The organism is Mycobacterium sp. NGS50 (assembly GCF_059812545.1).
Window position 1 is genome coordinate 1 of sequence record NZ_JCALCW010000019.1, and the last position, 16,897, is coordinate 16,897.

General features: G+C 66.9%; 17 protein-coding genes. 7 read left to right on the top strand and 10 right to left on the bottom strand.

Annotated elements, in window-relative coordinates; all coding sequences use genetic code 11:
- Positions 1 to 146: 146 nt before the first annotated feature.
- Entirely contained in the window at positions 147 to 515 is a 369-nt protein-coding gene (locus tag AC5Y36_RS14695) for a SpoIIAA family protein (RefSeq protein ID WP_500041659.1), read from the bottom strand.
- A gap of 78 nt (positions 516 to 593) precedes the next feature.
- Complete coding sequence (locus AC5Y36_RS14700; protein ID WP_500041660.1) at positions 594 to 2,051, bottom strand: amidase; 1,458 nt, start codon at positions 2,049 to 2,051, stop codon at positions 594 to 596.
- A gap of 98 nt (positions 2,052 to 2,149) precedes the next feature.
- On the opposite strand from AC5Y36_RS14700, the gene AC5Y36_RS14705 reads away from it, so the two are divergent.
- Complete coding sequence (locus AC5Y36_RS14705; protein WP_500041661.1) at positions 2,150 to 3,322, top strand: TerC family protein; 1,173 nt, start codon at positions 2,150 to 2,152, stop codon at positions 3,320 to 3,322.
- A gap of 16 nt (positions 3,323 to 3,338) precedes the next feature.
- Here AC5Y36_RS14705 and AC5Y36_RS14710 read toward each other — a convergent pair whose 3' ends face one another.
- Positions 3,339 to 4,340 carry a glycoside hydrolase family 6 protein gene (locus AC5Y36_RS14710; RefSeq protein WP_500041662.1) on the bottom strand — a complete coding sequence of 334 codons (1,002 nt, stop codon included), beginning with the start codon at positions 4,338 to 4,340 and terminating at the stop codon, positions 3,339 to 3,341.
- 157 nt (positions 4,341 to 4,497) lie between these two features.
- On the opposite strand from AC5Y36_RS14710, the gene AC5Y36_RS14715 reads away from it, so the two are divergent.
- Entirely contained in the window at positions 4,498 to 5,526 is a 1,029-nt protein-coding gene (locus tag AC5Y36_RS14715) for a fused (3R)-hydroxyacyl-ACP dehydratase subunits HadA/HadB (protein WP_500041663.1), read from the top strand.
- 8 nt (positions 5,527 to 5,534) lie between these two features.
- Positions 5,535 to 6,413 (top strand): alpha/beta fold hydrolase, encoded by an 879-nt coding sequence (locus AC5Y36_RS14720; protein WP_500041664.1) that lies wholly within the window; start codon positions 5,535 to 5,537, stop codon positions 6,411 to 6,413.
- Positions 6,414 to 6,429: 16 nt separating this feature from the next.
- On the opposite strand, the gene AC5Y36_RS14725 is transcribed toward AC5Y36_RS14720, so the two are convergent.
- From AC5Y36_RS14725 to AC5Y36_RS14740, 4 genes are all read right to left on the bottom strand, one after another.
- A complete protein-coding gene (locus AC5Y36_RS14725; protein ID WP_500041665.1) occupies positions 6,430 to 7,185 on the bottom strand; it encodes an SCO6745 family protein in 756 nt (251 codons plus the stop codon).
- Positions 7,186 to 7,204: 19 nt separating this feature from the next.
- A complete protein-coding gene (locus AC5Y36_RS14730; RefSeq protein ID WP_500041666.1) occupies positions 7,205 to 7,897 on the bottom strand; it encodes a DUF1906 domain-containing protein in 693 nt (230 codons plus the stop codon).
- Positions 7,898 to 8,022: 125 nt separating this feature from the next.
- Positions 8,023 to 9,192: a fatty acid desaturase family protein gene (locus AC5Y36_RS14735; protein WP_500041667.1), complete on the bottom strand. Its 1,170-nt coding sequence runs from the start codon at positions 9,190 to 9,192 to the stop codon at positions 8,023 to 8,025.
- A 26-nt stretch (positions 9,193 to 9,218) separates the two neighbouring features.
- Positions 9,219 to 10,310 carry a ferredoxin reductase gene (locus AC5Y36_RS14740; RefSeq protein WP_500041668.1) on the bottom strand — a complete coding sequence of 364 codons (1,092 nt, stop codon included), beginning with the start codon at positions 10,308 to 10,310 and terminating at the stop codon, positions 9,219 to 9,221.
- Between the two features lie 72 nt (positions 10,311 to 10,382).
- Between AC5Y36_RS14740 and AC5Y36_RS14745 the strand changes: the two genes are divergently transcribed.
- Positions 10,383 to 11,606 (top strand): PucR family transcriptional regulator, encoded by a 1,224-nt coding sequence (locus AC5Y36_RS14745; RefSeq protein WP_500041669.1) that lies wholly within the window; start codon positions 10,383 to 10,385, stop codon positions 11,604 to 11,606.
- A 241-nt stretch (positions 11,607 to 11,847) separates the two neighbouring features.
- Positions 11,848 to 12,456 (top strand): cutinase family protein, encoded by a 609-nt coding sequence (locus AC5Y36_RS14750; protein WP_500041760.1) that lies wholly within the window; start codon positions 11,848 to 11,850, stop codon positions 12,454 to 12,456.
- A gap of 118 nt (positions 12,457 to 12,574) precedes the next feature.
- Here AC5Y36_RS14750 and AC5Y36_RS14755 read toward each other — a convergent pair whose 3' ends face one another.
- Genes AC5Y36_RS14755 through AC5Y36_RS14765 form a run of 3 tightly spaced genes read right to left on the bottom strand, consistent with a single transcriptional unit; the run spans position 12,575 to position 14,047 of the window.
- On the bottom strand, positions 12,575 to 13,558 hold the full coding sequence (locus tag AC5Y36_RS14755) for a sigma-70 family RNA polymerase sigma factor (protein ID WP_500041670.1): 984 nt from the start codon (positions 13,556 to 13,558) through the stop codon (positions 12,575 to 12,577).
- The gene (locus AC5Y36_RS14760) at positions 13,542 to 13,715 is read right to left on the bottom strand and encodes a hypothetical protein (RefSeq protein ID WP_500041671.1); all 174 of its coding nucleotides are present in this window, start codon (positions 13,713 to 13,715) and stop codon (positions 13,542 to 13,544) included. The genes AC5Y36_RS14755 and AC5Y36_RS14760 overlap by 17 nt, the downstream gene beginning before the upstream one ends.
- On the bottom strand, positions 13,715 to 14,047 hold the full coding sequence (locus AC5Y36_RS14765; protein ID WP_500041672.1) for a hypothetical protein: 333 nt from the start codon (positions 14,045 to 14,047) through the stop codon (positions 13,715 to 13,717). The genes AC5Y36_RS14760 and AC5Y36_RS14765 overlap by 1 nt, the downstream gene beginning before the upstream one ends.
- Positions 14,048 to 14,268: 221 nt before the next feature.
- Between AC5Y36_RS14765 and AC5Y36_RS14770 the strand changes: the two genes are divergently transcribed.
- Positions 14,269 to 14,985: a hypothetical protein gene (locus AC5Y36_RS14770; protein ID WP_500041673.1), complete on the top strand. Its 717-nt coding sequence runs from the start codon at positions 14,269 to 14,271 to the stop codon at positions 14,983 to 14,985.
- A gap of 256 nt (positions 14,986 to 15,241) precedes the next feature.
- The gene (locus AC5Y36_RS14775; RefSeq protein WP_500041674.1) at positions 15,242 to 16,759 is read left to right on the top strand and encodes a serine hydrolase domain-containing protein; all 1,518 of its coding nucleotides are present in this window, start codon (positions 15,242 to 15,244) and stop codon (positions 16,757 to 16,759) included.
- Positions 16,760 to 16,897 lie beyond the last annotated feature (138 nt).

A 16,897-nucleotide genomic window follows, 5' to 3' on the forward strand; every position in this document is an offset into this window, starting at 1 on the left:
CCCACCGCCCGAGCTCGGCCTACCCGGCGCCACCAACACCTTCCACCACCCCGAACACCACCTACCCAACGGACCACCCGACAACGCAGCCGCGTGACAGCCGAACGGTTGACCGCACCCAGTTTGTTACCTGCCTGCGTGCTGGTTCAGCCGGCAGCCCATTTCTTGGCGCGCTCGAGGTCGGCAAGTCCGAACACCGCGAGCTCGCCGGGAATCATCCACTCCAGCGCATGCAGAACATGAGCGACCCAATCCTTGTCGGACACGATCGCAATTCGTTTGAACGCCGCATGGTGCGGCAAGACCGTACCGAGGCCGAGCTTGAGATCCTCGACCAGCCCACCAGGGCCGAAGCCGTCGTAATCGGCAGCGATGACTTCTACGATCCGGATCTCGCCGGTCTGCAAAAGCCCCTGGAGGGATGGTCTGATCTCTCGTAGCTCGTCACCGCGTAACCGACCTGAAACCCGGATTCCAATGACTCCCTGCGGCATGTCCGGTAGTAGCTCGATCATCGGGATTCCCTTCGGCCGAATATCTCTCACTGTAGGGCCGACCTTGGTCGTTGTCTCAACGACTAACGGCCGGAGCTGTCAGACACCACCGCGTCCAGGGATCGCCGGGTGCACACCTGACCACGGGTGCGCCGACTCCAGTTGCGAGGCAACACGAATCAACACGTCCTCACGGCCGTAGCCGGCGGCGAGCTGGACACCGATCGGCAGGCCCTCGGCGTTGCGGTACAGCGGAACGTTGATCGCCGGCTGTCCGCTCATGTTGAACGCCGGGGTGAATGCGGAAAACCGCCCGGCCCGCCGCTGCGGTGCGGTGGGATGCGCGGGATCGTTTTCGAACTCCGTCAACAGGGGCGGCGGCTCGGCAACCGTCGGGGTCAGCAACAGATCCCAGCCCTCGGCCCACCAGTGCTGCAGCGCACGCCGGAACGTCGCCACCGCCTCCAGCGCCACGGCGTAGTCGACGGCGGTCAATCGCTGCGCCTGCTCGACGACGGCCCAGTTCACCAACTCCATGTCCGCAGCCGTCACCTCCCGTCCGAGGATCCGGGCGATCTCACGGGCGGCCATCCCCATCTGCGCGGCCCACAGCGCCATGAACTTGCGCGGCAACGTGGTGTCGGCGAGGCAGTCCGGCCACGCCGGTTCGACGATGTGCCCGAGGCCCTCCAGCATCGACCCCACGGCGCGCACCGCCGCGCGGCAGTCCTCGTGCAGAACGTCGCCGCGCGGGTGCACGTCGAGCAGCCCGATCCGTAGCCTCCCAGGATCGGCGCCGACCTCGTCGACGTATGGGCGTTGCGGCGCCGGCGCGATCACCGCGTCGCCGACACCGGGCCCGCGCACCGCGTCGAGCAGGGCCGCGGTGTCGCGCACCGAGCGGCTGACGCACAGTTCCACGCCGAGCCCCGCCTCGCTGCGAGTCGGACCCAGTGTGGTGCGACCCTGGCTCGGTTTGAGACCCACGATCCCGCAGCAGGATGCCGGGATGCGGATGCTGCCGCCGCCGTCGGATGCATTGGCGAACGGCACCATGCCGGTCGCCACCGCAACCGCGGCCCCACCACTGGACCCGCCCGGCGTCCGATCCAGCGCCCACGGGTTGCGGGTCGGCCCCCAGGCCAGTGGCTGGGTGGTCGGCAAACTGCCCAACTCCGGGGTGTTGGTCCGCCCCGCGATTACCAGGCCCGCGGCCTTGAACCGGGCCACCAGGGCCGTGTCGTAACTGTCGATCTTGCCGGCTTCTTTGAGCGCGATGTTGCCGTTGGACAGCGTCTGCCCGGCGACGTTGGTGTAGAGGTCCTTGAGCAGGAACGGGACGCCGCGGAACGGTCCGTGCGGCACGGCGGGGTCGGCGGCCACCGCGCGCGCGTAGTCGAACCATTTCATGACCACCGCGTTCAGCGCGGGGTTCGACTGTTCGATGCGCTCGATGGCGGCTTCCAGCAGCTCGGTCGGGGTGACCTCGCCGTCGGCCACCAGCGCCGCCTGGTCGGTGGCATCCATCCATCGGGTTTCTTCGGCAAGTCGGCTCATATGTCTGGTTCTACCCGACCGGACCGGCGTGGCCAGGGTTTGCCTGATGTCTCATGCGGCGTCGACTGCCGTTCGCCTGAGCCTGATGCAATGGTCTCGTGGACGTTCCCGGTTGGGTATGGGCACTGACCATCATCGGACTGGTCGGATTGGTGGTCTTCGACCTGGTCTTTCATGTCCGGAAGGCCCACGTTCCGACGCTGAGGGAGGCCGCCGTCTGGTCGGGCGCCTATGTCGGCGTCGCGCTGCTGTTCGGCGTCGGGGTGCTGGCGTTCGGCGCCCCTGAAGCGGGCGAACAGTTCTTCGCCGGGTATGTCACCGAGAAGGCGCTGTCGGTCGACAACCTGTTCGTGTTCTTGATCATCATGGCGAGCTTCCGGGTGCCCCGCGAGGATCAGCAGAAGGTGCTGCTGTTCGGGATCGTCTTCGCGCTGATCGCCCGCAGCGGGTTCATCTTCCTCGGTGCGGCGCTGATCGACGCCTTCGCCTGGGTCTTCTACTTCTTCGGGCTGATCCTGCTCGTCACCGCGGTCAACTGGTTCAGGCCCGGCCACGGCGAGGTGTCAGACGGCGCCGGCAACGTCGTCATCCGAATGGCGCGCAAGGTCATCCACACCACCGAGCACTACGACGGGGACAAGCTGGTCACGGTCGTGGACGGTCGGCGGGCGATGACGCCGATGTTGCTGGTGATCGTGGCCATCGCCGGCACCGACGTGCTGTTCGCGATCGACTCGATCCCGGCGATCTTCGGCCTCACCCAGAACGTGTACATCGTCTTCACCGCGACGGCGTTCGCCCTGATCGGCCTGCGGCAGCTCTACTTCCTGATCGACGGCTTGCTGCACCGGCTGGTCTACCTGTCCTACGGCCTGGCCGTCATCCTCGGGTTCATCGGGGTGAAGCTGATCCTGCACGCACTGCACGAGAACAACATCCCGTTCATCAACGGCGGCCAACCGCTTGACGTCGTCGAATTCCGCACCGACCTGTCGCTGGTGGTGATCGTCGGGGTACTCAGCGTCACCGTCGTCGCCTCCCTATTCAGCCGCAGAGGCAAAGCCCAGACCGCGGTCGCCAACGCGCGGCGGCACGCCATCGCGTATCTCGACTCCGAGAGCACCCAGGTCCAACGCGAGCACATCTTTGCGCAGCTACTGCACGAGCACGATCAGATACTCGACCTCGACCCCCAGCTGACGCACAACGAGCCGGACCTGCTGGAGCTGCTGGAACGCGTGGGTGCCGAACACGCCCAAGCGGTCCGGTGACCGGGGCCAGCCGGTTCTAGCCGGAGTTGCGGGCCAGGTCGATGGCGAATTGGCTGACGAAGCGGCCCGCGGCGGGCTCCCCGCGGCCACAACTTCCGTCGGATTCACCGACCCGCTTGACCCACAGATAGGCATCGGCGTGCGCACCCGCGGTGTTCGCCGTGGGCGCGGCACCCAATGCGCGACCATCCGGGTTGCACCAGTTCAGCGGATGCTCAGGCGCCGGCCCGGCGCCGTTGCGCGACGTGTCGATCACGTAGTGAGCGCCGCCCGTCATCCCGGAGATCTCTTCGCCGTAGCCGATCTCCTCGTCGGTGGTGTAGTAGTTCGTGGTGTTGAGGCTGAAGCCCCGCGCGCGCCCGACGCCGGCCTGCTTGAGCCGGGCGGCCATTTCGCCGGCACTGACCCAGCGCGAGTGCCCGGCGTCGACGTACACCGCGGTGGCCGGGTTGCTGCTCAGCGTGTCGACCGCGTAGTGGATCAGGTCGAAGCGTTCCTGACGCTGATCTCCGGAGAGGCAGTCGGCCATCGCCAGGGCGTCGGGTTCCAGGATGATCGCCGCCGGTGCGGCGCCGATGCCTGCGGCGATACCGTCGATCCACGCCCGGTAGGCGTCGCCCGAGCCGAATCCGCCGGCCGCGTAGCTTCCGCAGTCACGATGCGGGATGGCGTACAGCGCCAGCACCGGCATGGCGCCGGCGGCCTGGGCCGCGCTGGTGTGTCGGCTCACCGTGGCGGTGACGCTGCCCGGTGAGAACGCCTGGTCGAGCCAGTACGCCTGCGGGGTGTTGGCGATCCTGGTCAGCTCGGCGCTCGGCGGATCGGCCCTGGTCGCCGCGCCCATAGCCGCCGAGAGGGGATCGACGTAGAAGGGCATGGCGCCCAACGGGTTCTCCGCGTCGGCCAGGCGTATCCCGGGGGCCGACGGGTCCGCCGATAGGCCGGTGGCGATGACGGCCGCAGCCGCCAGGAAAGGGGTGAGGCTTCGCGCAAGAGCAGCGGCAGCTGAGAAAATCACAGTCGAAAGTTACCGTAAGCGCTGCTCTCGGGCCACCCCGTGCGGGTGACGCGGGGGTGAACCGGCGACGCCTATCCGCGTGTATCGCGATCTTCTGGCGCGTTAGTGTGCACTGGTCGGCCTCACCGAACCAGCCGATAGAACGGTTGAGAATCTCATGACCTCAGCAGAGGCGTCGGCGATGGAGTTGCGGGTCGGCCACTACTACCAGATGGACGGCACCTACCTGGTGGGCCGCGAGAAGGTGCGCGAGTATGCCCGCGCGGTGCAGGACTACCACCCCGCGCACTGGGATGTCGACGCCGCCGCCAAGCTCGGTTACTCGGGTCTGGTGGCGCCGCTGACGTTCACCTCGACCCCGGGCATGGCGTGCAATCGGCGCATGTTCGAGTCGGTGGTCGTCGGCTACGACACCTACGTGCAGACCGAAGAAGTCTTCGAACAGCATCGCCCGATCGTGGAGGGCGACGAGCTGACCATTGACGTCGAACTGACGTCGGTGCGCAGGATCGCCGGCAGAGATCTGATCACCGTGACCAACACCTTCACCGACACGGCCGGGCAAGTGGTGCACACCCTGCACACCACGGTTGTCGGCGTCACCGCCGAGGACATCGGCCCGGGCGTCAAGGCCGCCGTCCAAAAGGCAATGATGCACGACGTCAACATTCTCGACATCGGGGAATCCGCCGCGGCGTACGAAAAGACGCTGCGCCCCGATGGCGCGGTGCGCATCGCCGAACCGGACACCACCCGACCCCTGGGCACACCGTCTTTCGACGACGTGGAGGTTGGCGACGCGCTGCCGGTGCGCCACACTCGACTATCTCGTGGCGACCTGGTCAACTATGCCGGCGTGGCCGGCGACGCCAACCCGATTCACTGGGACGAGGAGCTCGCCAAGCTGGCCGGGCTGCCCGACGTGATCGCCCATGGCATGCTCACCATGGGTCTGGGTGCCGGGTTCGTCTCGGCCTGGTCGGGTGATCCCGGCGCGGTGACGCGCTATGCGGTGCGGCTGTCGGCGCCCGCGATCGTGTCGGCCAAGGAGGGCGCCGACATCGAGTTCAGCGGCAAGATCAAGTCGCTGGATCCCGAGACCCGCACCGGCGTGCTGCTGGTCGGCGCGAAGTCCGGTGACAAGAAGATCTTCGGCCTGGCCACGCTGAACGTCCGCTTCCGCTGAGTCGGGGCGTGGCCGACCTGTTCGACACCTACACCGACCTCACCGTCTGCGGTGGACCGGTACGCCTCTACCGTGCCGGCGACACCGGGATACCGGTGCTGCTGCTGCACGGGGGCATGCTGGACACCGCCCAGGGGGTGTGGCGCCGTGTCGCCCCGGCGTTGGCAACCGATCACCGGGTGCACCTGATCGACCTGCCCCGCCACGGCGCCAGCCGGCCATGGCGCGGTGTGCTCGACGATCGCTTCTTCCGCCGGTTTCTTCTCGCGTTGCTCGACGCGCTGGAGCTGCCGCGGGCAGCGCTGGTCGGTCTTTCGCTGGGCGCCGGCATCGCCACCGGATTCGCCCTGGATCATCCGGAGCGGGTCAGCGCCCTGGTGGCGGCCGGCCCCGGCGGTCTCGATGCGAAACGCCCGGCGCAGTTCCTGACCTGGCTGACCATGCACACGCCCGGCTTGCTGCGCTGGAGCACGTGGTACCTCGCCCGGTTCCCCAATGCCATTCGCCGGTCGATGATCGCCAGTCTCACCGCGGGTGAGCAGACCGGTGATTTCGACGCGATCCTCGCGGCCGTCATCGAGGAAGCCCGCGCCAAACAGCGGTACCGCGAAAAGGCCTTGGACGACTGGCAAATCGCCGCCTACGGCCCCCTTGCGATGCGGCTGAACCTGCTGCCCGAGCTGGTGGGGCTTTGCGTTCCCGCCCTGTGGGTGCGCGGCGACGACGATCGGCTGGTCGGTGCGCGCTCGCTGGCCGCCGCCCAGGCCGCCACCCCGGGATCGCGTCTGGTCACCGTCGCCGACGCCGGCCACATCGTCCCCTACGACCAGCCCGAGGTGTTCACCCAGCTGGTCCGCGAATTCCTGGCGACGTCCGTGCAGGCGTGAGTGGTGTTGAAGGGTCTCAGCCCGGGAGGTTGGCCCGCATCGACGCCAGCGCCGCGGTGCTCAGCCGGGCCAGCTCCTCGACCTCGGCCGGATCGAGCGCGGCCGCAAAGAGTTCCGCCATGCGGCGGTTGGTCACCTGCTCGATCTCGACGTAGCGGTCCTTCTTTTCGGCGCCGTCGGCGAAAGGTTCGGGCCAGCCGAACATCGCCGCGTACTGATGGCCCTTGTTGAGCATGTGCGCCTCGACGGGCGTGATCCCGGACATCATCAGCGCGTGAAAGTGCACACCGGCACGCAGCTCCCGCAGTACGAACATCACCTGCAGCGCGCGGCCCGCGGGATCATCGGCGAGCGGCATCGTGCGCCAGCCCGCGAACAACGGCAACCCCGCGATCGGCGTCTCGCTGATCACCTTCTCCCCCAGCCCGGCGATACGCTCCAAGCCCTGCGCACCCGAGAGGTACTTACGCCCGAATCCGGCGGTCTGGTCCCAATACAGTTGGGCCGCAGCGGCTGCGCCGCGCACCGCGACGCCTTCGTCCCACATCGCGCCCAGCCCGGTCGGTTCGAACACCGCGAACACCGAACTGACGATGGGGCCGCTGGCCTCACCCAGCACTCCCCCACGACCGGCGACGTATCCCGCCAACGGGTTCTGGTAGCCGGCGGCGATGCTCTCGGCGAAGGTCTCCGGATGCAGCATGAAAACCGCGACGGCTTGCTCCATCGCCGCTCCCGTGGCAGCGGTGGCGTCGGACATGGTGTCGCTCATCGTGTCTCCTCGAATCTCGTCATCGGGCCAGGCTCCATTGGCCGAAATCGGCGGCAAGGACATCATTGACGTCCAGGTGTGCGGCGCCGATCTCGACCCCCGGGTTGGCCGCCGTGACGACCTCGGTTTGGAATAGGACCGCGGCCGGCTCCCGCTCACCTCCCGACCATGCCCGGGTCTGCCACACCCACCGGTAGCCCGCACTGGTCGACTGTCCGACCACATTGTCGGCGACCGCCCAGGCGCATGGCCGAACCCCGCCGTAGATGCCGGTGCGCTGCACGCCCAATACCGAGTTGATACCCCGAAACCATTGGACTGCCTGGCTTTTCCAGGCCTTGGAGTCGATGTCCTCATCGACACTGAAGAAGATCGGCGCGCTCGCCGGCCCCCCGGCCGCGGTGTGGTTTCGCAACGCCGTCCGGGCGTCGGCGACACCACCGTCATAGCCCCGGGTGTAATCCGACGGCGTGGCCCATCCCGGTTTTCCGAACTGGTAGCAACTGACGATCTGTAGTCCGACGGCCTGCAATCGGTCGGCATAGTCGCGGGTGACCGGCTTGAAATCGAAGGTGGCACCCGGCCGCAGCTCCGAGACGTAGACCAGTGCGCCGTCGAATCCGGCCGCCTTGAGCTGCTCGGGTGAGACCAGTTTGTCGGTGAAATCGGCGAGCCCCAGCCCGCTGGCGGCGGCCTCGGGCGCGCTGCTCATCGCGCCGAATGCACCAGGAACAGCCAGCGTCGGTGCAAGTAGCGCGGCATACCGGAGGACTTCGCGCCGTGAGGCGGAGGGCGTCACATGGGGAAGCGTATCTCGGCCACCGGACGTAGCAGAGCTCAGGCCGCGACCCTCTCCGGTTCCGGTTTACCGAAGAGGATCCGGGTGACCGCGGCGGGACTGGCGGCGGCAACCGCCTTACGGGCGAAGTTGTTGGGCAGGGACAGCCGGAACACCTTCTTCCACGCCGACGCCACCTGCTTGGGCAGCGGACCACTGACGTAGGCGAGCCCGTAGCGTTCGAAGAGTTGCTGCACCCTGGGGGCGATCTCCTGATAGCGGTTGCTGGGCAGGTCGGGGAACAGGTGGTGCTCGATCTGGAACGACAGGTTGCCGGTCATGAAATGCATCCACCGGCCCCCGGAGATATTGGCCGAGCCGAGCATCTGGCGCAGGTACCACTGTCCGCGGGTCTCGCCGTCGATCGAGGTTTTCTCGTAGGTCTGCACGCCGTCGGGAAAGTGCCCGCACATGATCACCGAGTGCGTCCAGAGGTTACGGATCAGGTTGGCGGTCAGGTTCGCGGTGAACGTCGTAAGGGCCGAGGGACCCGACAACAGCGGATGCAGCAGATAATCCTTACGCGCCTGCTTGCCGACCTTGGCCAGCACCGCCTTGGCCTGGCGGCGGAACACCTCTTTGTCGGACTTGCCCTTGAGGTAGCGGCCGATCTGCAGGTCGTAGGCCGCGATGCCGTACTGGAAGAAGCAGGCGTTGACGAAGTTGGTCAGCGGCTGGAACAGGTAGAACGGCGTCCAACGTTGATCTTCGTCGACCCGCATGATTCCGTAGCCCAGGTCCTGGTCCTTGCCCAACACGTTGGTGTATGTGTGGTGCAGCTCGTTGTGGGAGTGCTTCCACATGTCCGACGGTGAGGCGCTGTCCCATTCCCAGGTGGTCGAGTGAATCTTGTTGTCACGCATCCAGTCCCACTGCCCGTGCATCACGTTGTGCCCGATCTCCATGTTTTCGATGATCTTGGAGACGGCTAGGCCCGCCGTACCGACGATCCACGCCGGCGGGAACAGCGAGAACAGCAGCAGCGCGCGGCTGCCGAGTTCGAGCTTGCGCTGGGCGTCGATCACCTTGCGGATGTAGGCAGCGTCGCGTTCGCCGCGGCTGGCGATCACCTGCGCGCGGATGGCGTCGAGTTCGGCGCCGAGGTTCTCGATGTCCTCGTCGCTCAGATGCGCGATCGGGTTGTCGTGTTTGCGTTGCAGAGCAGTCATGTCGATGTCTCCTCGGACTCGGGGTCTTAAAGGTCGATTTCGCAGGCGCCCGCCGCGGCGGACACACAGGTCTGGATCGCGACGTTGTCGCCGGGTGCGGCGGTGGTGAGCTCACCGGAGCGCAGATCCCGCACCGCGCCCTGGCGCAGCGGGGCGACGCAGCCAAAGCAGATGCCCATCCGGCAGCCCGACGGCATCAACACCCCGGCGGCTTCGCCGGCGTCGAGCAGGGTCTGCGCTCCGTCGGCCTCCACGACGGTGCCGGAGTTCGCGAACGTCACGGTGCCACCCTCGCCGGTGGCGATCACTGCGGGCCGGAACCGCTCGATATGCAGTCGATCGGCGATGCCGGCGGCGTCCCAACGCTCCTGGAGCGCGTCGAGCATTCCGGCCGGGCCGCAGGCCCAGGTCTGCCGGTCGGTGAGATCGTCGACCAGACCGGCCAATTCGGCCACTTCGAGCATGCCGTCGGTGTCGGTGTGCCGCTCCACCAGGCGGATTCGGCCCTGGCTGGCCATCATTCGCAGCTCGCCGCCGAAGATGACGTCGGCGGCGGTCGGCGCGGAGTGCACAACCACCACATCGGACGCCTGGTCGGCCAGGTTGCGCAACATGCCCATGACGGGGGTGATGCCGCTGCCCGCGGTGACGAACAGGACCTTTGCGGGCGCCGGGGAGCCGAGGGTGAAGTCGCCGGTGGCCTGGTCGAGTTGCACGACGGTGCCAACCGTGGCGCGTCGCACCAGGTAGTTGCTGACGACGCCGTCGGGAATGGCCTTGACGGTGATGGCGATGTGGCCATCGGGCCGCCGGGTCGTCGAGGTCAGGGAATAGGCCCGCCATTGCCGGACCCCGTCGACGTCGACGCCGACGCGGACGTACTGGCCGGGGACATGGGTGCGCCAGGTGCGTCCCGGCTTGATGACGACGCTGACGGCATCGCGTGTCTCGGGGTGGATGGCCACGATGCGTCCGCGCAGGTCGCTGGCGGAACGCAGCGGATCGATGACGTCGAGGTAGTCGGACGGGACGAGCGGGGTGGTGACCCGCTCGGCAAGCTGGATGAGCCGGTCACGCACTGCGCCGACGACGGTGGGTCGGGGTGCTGTTGTTGTCATATCCCCACCTTCGCTGAGCAATGGTTATAAAGTCTTGGTTGTCAGGCGTGAATGTCGATCCATCTTTTGTTCGTGAGGGATAGTTTGTCGTCTCCTGCCCCACGCTTCACCGGTCTGGACCTGGGCGATGACGTCGCCGCCGCGTTGCAGGCGGTGCTGCCCCGGATGGCGGAACGCACCGTGAGTGCGGTGACGGTCGAAGTGCCCAGCTACGCCGACGCCTTCAGCGGCCGGATGGGTCAGAACATCGAGAACGCCGTGCAGATGGCGCTCGGCGGTTTTCTGCGGCTGGCGGTGCGTGCGCAGGACTCCGACCCGGCCGCGACGCTGTCGCCGGCACTCGACGGCGCCTACGAGTTGGGGCGGGGTGAAGCCCGCAACGGCCGCTCGATGGATGCTCTGCTGTCGGCGTATCGCGTCGGCGCCCGGGTGGCCTGGCGCGAGCTCTCGGCGACCGCGGTCGATGCGGGTCTGTCCGCCGACGCGGTCGCCCGCTTTGCCGAGCTGGTGTTCGCCTTCATCGACGAGCTCTCGGCGTCCAGTGTGGCCGGCCACGCCGACGAGCTGGCCACCACCGGCCGGGTGCGACAGCGCTATCTCGAGCGCCTCGCCCGCCAGCTGCTCGCCGGGGAACCCGCCGCGACCTTGCACGCCAGCGCCGAGAAGGCCGGTTGGCAACCGCCGACCACGCTGACCGCCGTCGTGGTCTCCGAGCGCCAAACCCGCGGGCTTGCAGCACGCTTCGGTCAGTCGACGCTGCAACTCAGCGAGGACCTGCCCGATGTCGACCCGACCGCGGCGCTGGCCGTCCTGCTGGTGCCCGACCTGGGTGGCCGTGCCCGCAGCCAACTTCGAACCGCGCTGCAAGGGCGCCGGGCGCTGGTGGGGCCGGCCCGCCCGTGGACGGCGGCGCGATCGTCGTATCGCCGGGCGCTGCGGGCACGCGACCTGTCGCTGCCCGACGACACGACGGTGGTCGACACCGACGACCACCTCGTCGAACTCGTCCTGACCGCCGATCGCGAGGCCGCCGAGGATCTGCGCCGCCGGGTCCTGGCCCCGCTGGACGCGTTGCGGCCGAGCAGCGCCGAGCGGCTCACCGAGACACTGCGGTCCTGGGTGCTGCACCAGGGCCAGCGCGACGCCGTCGCCGCCGACTTGTTCATTCACGCCCAGACAGTGCGCTACCGCATGACCCAGCTACGCGAACTCTACGGCGACCGGCTCAACGATCCAGCGACCATTTTGGAACTGACGCTCGCCTTGAACATCCCGTTGCCATCGTCACGCGGGTAAGCCGTCTGACCACGCCGCGAAAGTGCATCCACGCAGGAGAAGTTCGAGAGAACCCCTGCATGGCTGCACTCTCGGCGCGGGGAGACCGGTCAGACGCGTCTGCGCTTCGTAATTCTGTTACCGGAGTGACAAACGTGACAGTTGGGTATAGTCCAACAGGGTGTCGCCCGGGTCCTGGAGAGCAACGCCGGTCCGCGCCGCGGCTCGGGTCGGCCACCTCGCCTTGGTCATCACCGCGGCCATGGTCGTTCCGGGGATCGCAACTCCCGCCGCGTCCGCCGCGCCCGCCTGTTCAGACGTAGAAGTTGTCTTCGCGCGCGGCACCGATGAACCGACAGGCATCGGCGTCGTCGGGCAGTCGTTCGTCGACACGCTGCGTCCGATGCTGCAAGGCAAGTCCGTGTCCAGTTACGCGGTGCAATACCCGGCAACATTGGATTTCTCGAAAGCCGCGGCCGGCGCCACCGACATGAGCCGGCGCGTGCAGGCGGTCGCCCAAGAGTGCCCGGGAACCGGCATCGTGCTGGGTGGCTATTCGCAGGGTGCGGCCGTTGTCGACGTGGTCACCACCGCGCCGATCGGTGCGGTCGGCTACAACGCGCCACTTCCCGCCGCCGCCGTTTCGCACATCGCCTCGGTCGTCGTCTTCGGCAACCCTTCGGCCCGCATCGGTCAGCCGCTGACGCTCATGAGCCCGGTCTTCGGTTCCCGCACCGCCGATCTGTGCGTGCCCGGCGATCCCATCTGTTCGCCTGGCACGGACTTCAACCGCCATGTCCATTACCCGGAATCCGGGCTGGTCAGGCTCGGGGCGCAGTGGGCCGCCCGGCACGTCAACGCACGGGTGTAGTCGTCCCGACTGTGATACGCGGCGCGGCTGAGGAACTGGTGCGGCGGCTAGGACTAGACACTTGACGGATGCAGTGGTGTCGCACTTGATCGCCCGCCGGTGGGTTCATCTCCGGTGATCACGTTGCTTCGGTCGGCAGCACGTGGGGCAGGTCCAAGCGGCGCAACGCGTCGATGTCCATGAAGGCCACGACCCGTCCGACGCCCCGCGACCCGACGGTGAGCACATGTAGGGCATGCAGGCGATGCTGCCCATCAGCAGTCGCCGGGTATAGCGCAACTGCGAGTTGTCCGTTGGCCGAGGTGCGTAGGACCGGGGTGTTGCCGAAGCCACGCATGCGCGGGCCAAGAAAGGCGCCGATCGTCGCGCTGCCCTCGAACCATGTAAGAAACGGCGGCATCTCGTAGCGCGCGTCGTCGGTCAACACTGCAACCAGTTCGTCAACGTCGGCGTTTTGGAACGCGGCGACGTACCGGTCGAGCAGCTCACGCTGCCTCCCCTCAGACGGCTGCACCAGCGAATCGCTGTCCGCGGGCAGATGCGAGCGGGCGCGTTGTAACGCGCTGTTGACTGCCGCCACGCTCAGATCCAGCAGCGCCGCGACTTCGGCTGCGGACCAACCCAATACCTCCCGCAGAATCAGTACCGCGCGCTGGCGCGGCGGAAGGAGTTGCAGCGTGGCGACGAACGCCAGCCGCATGGTGTCACGAGCAGCCACGACGACGCCCGGGTCGCTTGTCGTGTCGGCCAGCAGCGAATCGGGTGCGGGCTGTATCCAGGTCAGCTCTGGATCACCGGCCAAGATCTGCGCGGCGGGGTCGGCGGCCGGAGCATGCAGATCCGAGGGCAGCGGGCGATGCTTGCGGCGTTCAAGGGCTTTCACGAACGCCCGGGTGGCGATGCGATACAGCCAGGTGCGCAGCGATGAGCGCCCTTCGAAACCCTCGTACGCCCGCCACGCGGCCAGGTAGACGTCCTGCACGACTTCTTCAGCGTCGTCGACTGAGCCGAGCATGCGATAGCCATACGCGACCAGCTCCCGCCGAAACGGCTCGGCAAGCCGCGCAAAATCCGCTCCCCCGCTATCAGTGGTGGTGCTCATGACGATCCGCCGCCCGGTAGGTGTGGTGCCACGGCTCAATGTAGCGCTGACCACCCTCGGGAGTGAGATCAACGAACCGGTAGGTGCGGCTTCCCTCGGCCATTATTGCTGAGGGGCGGATCGGGGATCCAACCTCGTCGCCATGGGATGCGGTCACTAGGTGTCCTCGCCTGCTTCATTCGGCGCGAGCCAGCGGTCGGGATAAGAGCCGATCAACGCCGCAGACGTCACTACCGGTGATGTGGCCAGGCGCTGGGCGAACTCGCGGTGGAACTCGCGGTAGGCGGCGCACTCCGCGAACGGATCGGCGGTGCCGTCGAATGCCACCACATGCATGAATCCAACTCCGTCGTCGACCATCAACACCTGATACTGGACACCCCCGGGATCTCGGGCAGCCAGCTCGAACAGCACATTCTCGATCAGCTCGCGGTTGCGCTGCGCGGTCTCTGGAGTGGTGCAGTACTGCACCACCGCGGCTCTTCTCACCACACACCTCCCACCACTACAGAGGCCACGCACCAGCCAAATTCATCGGCGACAAGACAGTCGGCGGCACCAATCAACTGGGTCACCCCGGCGCCTTGAACTGCCGCTCATCCGCTGATCCCACACGCAACCGCTCGCACCATCAGCGATGACTTTCTGCGTCAAGCCGCCTCGATACTGGCGGGAGCTTGCGCAGCGAGCCACAGGGAGCAGGAGCAGAAATGGCCGATCTACTTGAGCGCGCGGTCGCCGCGCATGGTGGCTTGGATCGATGGAATCAGGGCCAATCGATCACCGTCGACGCGTCGATCACCGGGGCCCTCTTCCAACTCAAGGGCAAGCCGGACGCCGTCAAGGACGTTCGCTTCGAGGTGGACACCAAACGGCAGCTGCTCACCATGGACTACGACGGTCAAGACAAGCGGTCGGTCTTTGAGCCCTCTCGGGTCGTCGTCCAGGGACGTGACGGCAGGCTCATCGACGCGCGCGACGATCCGGAGAGGTCGTTTGATGGTCATCAGCTCGAGACCCCTTGGGATGACATTCATCTCGCCTATTTCACTGGGGAGGCACTGTGGACCTATCTGAACATACCGTTCGTCTACACCTGGCCCGGATTCATCACCGAAGAGATCCCTCCGGTCGAGGTCGATGGTGAAACCTGGCGGCGGTTGAAGGTGACCTTCCCAGGTCGCATCACAAGTCATACCCGCGAGCAGATTTCGTGCTTCGGACCTGATGGGTTACTGCGCCGCCACGATTTCACCATCGACGTCATCGGCGGGGCTCCCGGGATGCTCTACGCCGCCGACTACCGCGCCGTCGATGGCATCATCATCCCGACCACGCGACGAGGTTACGCATGGTACGGCGACTACCAGCTCGTCCCCGAGCCCCTGCTGGTCGCGATCGACATGGGCGAGATCACCATCCGCTGATTCAGGTCATCGCTATCGCCGGAGATGAACAATTCTCGGCATCGAACAAAAAGCTTAGACGCGTTCGGACGCGGTCAACGCCAACCGACCGGTGGAACCATCGTCGACTAAGTGGGGATATTGCGATGGCAACACCGCGCATCTGGCGCTGCAGTCGTGGCAGGACGAATGGAAGCGAATGCCACTCCTGCGTTGGCTGCTCCAGGCACGCGGATGGTATCGGCAACTGGCGGTGCGCCCAGTTACCGTCGACTTCGTGGTGAAGGTGAGATCGTGCGTCGCTCGGCTCTGCGCCGTCGGGCTCGTCTGGCTGGCGCTCGCAGTCACCCTGTCGTGCGGACGCTCGGCCGAGCCGAGGCCTCCCACCAGCCCTCCGGCAACCAGCGCACCGCACACCCGTCATGACGACGCGCCATACCTGCCGCGTGACGAGCTGTTCGGGCCGGTCTCCCAGCTCATGAACGATGCCGTTGCCGCACCCCGGCTGCCGGGCGCGGTCGTTCAGATCGGGCATGCCGGCAACATCGTTTTCCGCCAGGCCTTTGGCGCACGAAAGCTGGCCGGCGAACCGAACCTCGACGGAACGCCGTCACCCGCTGAACCGATGACCGAGGACACGATCTTCGACCTGGCGTCGTTGACCAAGAGCCTCGCGACCACGACGGCGGTGCTGCAGCTCTACGAGCAACGCCGAATCCGGATCGACGATGCCGTACAGACGTACCTGCCCGAATTCAACGCGTCGCACGACCCGCAGCGGGCGCAGGTGACGCTCCGGATGCTGCTCACACACACCTCGGGCATCGGCGGCGACCTGAGTCACCAGGGTCCGTGGGGCCTGGCAAGAGCGGACAAAGCGGACGGAATTCATCGGGCCCTTGCCGCGCCCTTGGAATTCGGTCCCGGCCAGACGTTCCATTACTCCGACATCGGCTTCATCATCCTGGGCGCGCTGGTCGAGAAGATCACCGGGCAATCATTGGATACCTACGTGCAGGACCACGTTTTCGCGCCGCTGGGCATGGCCGACACCCGCTTTCTTCCCGCGATCAAGGCGTGTGGTCCGCACCAGATCATCGGCACCGCAATTGCGTTCGACACCCGGGCGTCCTCGGTCGGTCCATGCCCGCCAGGTACCTGGAGCACCGACCTATTGGCCCGCATCGCACCGACCGCGCACGACGAGGACACCCCGGGCATCAACCCCGACTACGATCACCTGCTTCGCGGCACCGTGCACGATCCGACCGCGCGCCGCATGGGCGGGGTGGCCGGCAGCGCCGGGGTGTTCTCCACAGCTCACGACGTCGGCCGGTACACGCAAGCCTTACTCGATCGTCTCGCCGGGCGTCCGAGCTCCTTTCCGCTGCGGCAATCGACCGTGGAAATGATGACGACACCCCAGCAGCCCGGGCATGACCCCGCGCAGCTCGTGGCGGCGAACACCGCCACCCGGGAGGCGTGCGCAACCACACCCAACCCGACCGATCCCCTGCTCGCACCGAACTATCCGGCGATCAGGGGGCAGAACCTGCGCGGCCTGGGCTGGGATATTGATACGCCGCACTCCGGGCCACGCGGCCGGATCTTTCCCGTCGGCAGCTTCGGCCATACCGGCTTCACCGGGGTGACGCTGTGGATCGACCCCGGGTCGGACACCTACGTGATCGTCCTCGCGAACGTGATCCATCAGCGTGGCGGCCCGCCCATCGCCGGGCTCAGCGGCGACGTGGCCACGGTGACCGGCACCGCCCTAGATCTCTACGGCAACTGATCGCGGGTGCAAGTGGCGCTTCCGAGTGTTCATTGACTCCGCCCGGCGCCCCTGCCATGATTCGTTCTCAGCTAATGCTTTGGGTTTACTCGTCTGATCTTTAGCTACGAGGCTCCGTAGCGCGGGAGTGGTTCGGAC